The organism is Roseateles sp. P5_E11, from assembly GCF_054049355.1.
In genome coordinates this window covers 1-3,670 of the sequence record NZ_JBFUMO010000571.1, presented here as the reverse complement: position 1 = coordinate 3,670, position 3,670 = coordinate 1, and the positions used below count along the sequence as shown (strand labels likewise).

General features: G+C 65.2%; 5 protein-coding genes. 3 read left to right on the top strand and 2 right to left on the bottom strand.

Going from position 1 to position 3,670, the window contains the following annotated elements; all coding sequences use genetic code 11:
- Positions 1–269 (bottom strand): ArsC/Spx/MgsR family protein (locus tag ACXJKR_RS27150; protein ID WP_457325463.1); only part of this gene is annotated, 269 nt, incomplete at its 3' end.
- Between the two features lie 23 nt (positions 270–292).
- On the opposite strand from ACXJKR_RS27150, the gene ACXJKR_RS27145 reads away from it, so the two are divergent.
- Together ACXJKR_RS27145 and ACXJKR_RS27140 are read left to right on the top strand one after the other, a co-directional pair.
- The gene (locus tag ACXJKR_RS27145) at positions 293–1,024 is read left to right on the top strand and encodes a leucyl/phenylalanyl-tRNA--protein transferase (protein WP_457325461.1); all 732 of its coding nucleotides are present in this window, start codon (positions 293–295) and stop codon (positions 1,022–1,024) included.
- Entirely contained in the window at positions 1,021–1,770 is a 750-nt protein-coding gene (locus ACXJKR_RS27140; RefSeq protein ID WP_457325460.1) for an arginyltransferase, read from the top strand. Before ACXJKR_RS27145 ends, ACXJKR_RS27140 begins: the two co-directional genes overlap by 4 nt.
- Positions 1,771–1,944: 174 nt before the next feature.
- Here the strand turns inward: ACXJKR_RS27140 and ACXJKR_RS27135 are convergent, their stop codons facing one another.
- Positions 1,945–2,850, bottom strand: coding sequence for a LysR family transcriptional regulator (locus ACXJKR_RS27135; RefSeq protein ID WP_457325459.1), 906 nt, complete (start codon positions 2,848–2,850; stop codon positions 1,945–1,947).
- A 120-nt stretch (positions 2,851–2,970) separates the two neighbouring features.
- Here ACXJKR_RS27135 and ACXJKR_RS27130 point away from each other — a divergent pair.
- Positions 2,971–3,670: 2Fe-2S iron-sulfur cluster-binding protein (locus ACXJKR_RS27130; protein ID WP_457325457.1), on the top strand; the 700-nt coding region annotated here is incomplete at its 3' end.

Here is a 3,670-nt window from a genome sequence, read left to right as displayed (position 1 = left end):
ATGACGCTAGGCTCGGTCAGCATCAGCGCCGCGGCCGACGCGTCGTCAGTGACGGCGGCCTTGGCGGCGTCGTCCAGCTTGCGCCAGGTGTTACCGGCGCGGTTGACGATCCTGTCGCGGCCAAAGGCCTTGATCCAGGTCGGCAGCAGCTCGGCCGGTACGCCCTGTTTCTTGAAGTCATGGAAAGCGACTTCCAGGCCTTGTTCGGCCRGCCAGGAGCGCGCCTTCTTGACGGTGTCGCAGTTGGGAATGCCATAGACGGTGATCATGGGCGCCAACTTACCATGGCTCCATGATCGACTGGCTTGACGAAGCTTCCCTCGACTTTCCACCCAGCTCGCGGGCGCTGGGCCCTGGCACCGATGCCCCCGGCCTGCTTGCCGCCGGCGGCACCCTGGACCCCGAGCGCCTGGAAGCGGCCTACCGGCGCGGCATCTTCCCCTGGTACGGCCCCGGCCAGCCGCCGCTGTGGTGGGCGCCCGACCCGCGCATGGTGCTGCAGACGGCCGACTTCAAGTTGTCACGCTCGCTGCGCAAGACGGTGGCACGCTTCGCCTCCACGCCCGGCTGTGAGATCCGCGTCGACTTTGATCGCGCCACCGTGCTGCGTGCCTGCGCCAGCGCGCCGCGCGAGGGTCAGTCAGGCACCTGGATCGTGCCCGAACTGCAGGCTGCCTATCTCGCCTGGCCGGCCATGCACAGCATCGAGACCTGGATGGACGGCGAACTCGCCGGCGGCCTGTACGGCGTCAACCTGGGGCGCATGTTCTATGGCGAATCCATGTTCATGCGCCGCACCGACGCCTCCAAGATCGCCCTTTGCGCCCTGATCTGCCTGTGCCGCCAGTTCGGCATCCCCTGGATCGACTGCCAGCAGAACACCCCCCACCTGGCCTCGCTGGGTGCGGCAGAAGTCCCACGGGCAGCCTTCGAGGACCACCTCGCCACCCACGTGGGTGGACCGACGCCCGGCCCCTGGACCTATCATCCGGACTACTGGCACAGGCTTCTGACCTCGACGTGACCCATCCAAAAGAACTGCCGCTCGCGCAGATCCAGTTCTATGCCACGGCCGCCTACCCGTGCAGCTATGTGGCGGGCCGCCAGGCGCGTTCCCAGGTCGCCACGCCCAGCCACCTGATCCACGCCGACGCCTATTCCAACCTGGTTGCCGCAGGTTTTCGCCGCAGCGGGCTCTTCACCTACCGCCCCTATTGCGACCAATGCCGTGCCTGCATCGCGCTGCGCGTGCCGGTGGCCAGCTTCGAGGCCACTCGCAGTCAGAAGCGGGCCTGGAAGGCCCATCGTCATCTGCAAGCCAAGGTCATGCGCCTGGGCTATTCGCCCGAGCACTACGCCCTGTACCTGCGCTACCAGGCCGGCCGGCACTCTGGCGGCGGCATGGACCATGACAGCGTCGACCAGTACACCCAGTTCCTGCTGCAGTCGCGCATCAACTCGCGCCTCGTGGAGTTCCGCGAGACGATGTCTGRCGGCAGCACACCGCTGCGCATGGTGTCCATCCTGGACATCCTCAACGACGGCCTGTCGGCGGTCTACACCTTCTACGACCCGGACGTGCCGGGCAGCTTCGGCACCTATGGCGTGCTGTGGCAKATCCAGCAGGCCAAGGAGCTCAAGCTCAGCCACCTCTACCTGGGCTACTGGATCGAGGAGAGCCCGAAGATGGCCTACAAGGCGGGGTTCAGGCCCCACCAGATCCTGAAGAACGGCGTCTGGGAGGACGTCGCTTGCGAACCAAAACAATGACCTGCAGCGTCGGGAAGTCCTAGGCTGATTTCGCAGGTGCGGCTCCTGGCCCAGGCAGCGGCCCGAATCGCAAGCAGGTCGCTGTCCAAGTCGACGTGATTACCCACAGATTCCAGACGTGACGATGGTGGCGGCTCACTGCTTTGTCTTGCCCGCGCCATGCGGCGCCAAGCTTCAGTCACCGCCGAACATCTCGCAGATCACGCCACGGAGCCATTGGTTGGCCGGCGCACGGTGGGCTTGGGCATGCCAGAAGACGTTGATCGCAATGTCCGGCAGCTTGACTGGATGCGGCAGGTAGCTGAGGTTGAAAGGGCCGGTCAGTTGCTGCGCCAACCGCTCCGGCACGGTGGCCACGAGGTCGGAATCCTGCAGGATGTGCCCGACGCTGACGAAGTGCGGCACAGAGAGCCGCACCGTGCGGTTGATGCCCGCCCGGCGTATCAGTTCGTCGACCTTGCCATGGCCCGTGCCGGCCGAGACGATGACGAGGTGCTCGGCGTTGCGGAAGTCGTTGAGCGTGAGCTTGCGTTTCTCCACCGCGTGCCCACGCCGGAACAGGCAGACGTAGCGCTGGCTGAAGAGGCGCCGCTGGAAGAAGCCGGCCTTGAGCATGGGCAGCAGGCCGATGGCGAGGTCGACGCGGCCGGCCTCCATGTCGTCCCGGAGGTTCACGGCGGTGTTGCGAACCGTGTTCAAGGTGATGCCGGGGGCTTCCCGGCTGAGGCGCTCCATCAGGCGAGGCAGAAAGACGATCTCGCCGATGTCGGTCATGCCGATGGTCATGGCGCGCTGCACCTGGGCGGGGTCGAACTCCACGCGCTGGTTGATGCCGCTGTGAATCATCGAGAGCGCGTAGCCGATGGGCTCCGCCAGCTGCTCGGCAAACGGTGTGGGCATCATGCCCTTGGGCGTTCGCACGAAAAGCTCGTCACCGAACTGCTTGCGCAGCTTGGCCAGCGTGTTGCTGACGGCCGGCTGCGTGAGCTCCATCAGCTCCGCCACCCTGGACACCCGGCGTTCCGCCATCAAGTGGTGGAACAGCACGAGTTGGTTGAGATCGATGTCTCCGAGCTCCATGCGTCGTCTCCGCCGTCACATCATTCCTGGTGATGTGATCTATTCATCAGATTCTATTGGCTGAGGTCACCGAAGTGGACAACATGCCGCCAATCGCAAACGACTTGGCCGGCAAGCTGCATGGAAGTCCTCATCCAACCACTGAATCGCGTCATCCATGTCGAGCCTGGCGCGAATCTGCTGGAGGCATTGCAGGCGGCTCAGGTGCCGATGTCCTACTCGTGCATGGCCGGCCGATGCGGCACCTGTCGCTGCAAGCTGCTTGAGGGCGACGTGCTTGAGGGGGGTAAAGAGCAGCAGCGCCCCTTGGATGGAGCCGACAGCTACGTGCTGGCGTGCCGGACCTATCTGACCGAACCCTGTGTGATCGAGATCCCGGAGCCGGACGAGATCGTGGTGCACCCGGCGCGCATCCTGAAAGCCACGGTCACGGCAGTCGAGGACATGACGCATGACATCAAGCGCGTGGTCCTGAAGCCGGCCAAGCCGTTGGCGTTCTCGCCAGGGCAATACGCTCAACTGCAGTTCACGCCGGAACATGCCAGGCCCTATTCAATGGCAGGCATTCCGCTCGAGGGCGGCGATCTTGAGTTTCATGTGCGCGTCGTGCCCGACGGGCGCGTCAGCGGCTACATCGCCCGTCAGTTGAAGGTTGGCGACGCCGTGCGCGTCAGCGGGCCGCTGGGGTCGGCCTACCTGCGCCGCAAGCACGACGGGCCGATGCTCTGCATCGCGGGAGGCACGGGTCTGGCACCGGTGCTGTCCATCCTGCGCGGTGCGGTTGCCGAAGGCATGCGCAACCCCATCCATTTGTACCTGT

Coding starts and splice junctions, on each gene's coding strand:
- ACXJKR_RS27145 (WP_457325461.1), top strand. CDS start 293: ATGATCGACTGGCTTGACGAAGCTTCCCTCGACTTTCCACCCAGCTCG.
- ACXJKR_RS27135 (WP_457325459.1), bottom strand. CDS start 2,850: ATGGAGCTCGGAGACATCGATCTCAACCAACTCGTGCTGTTCCACCAC.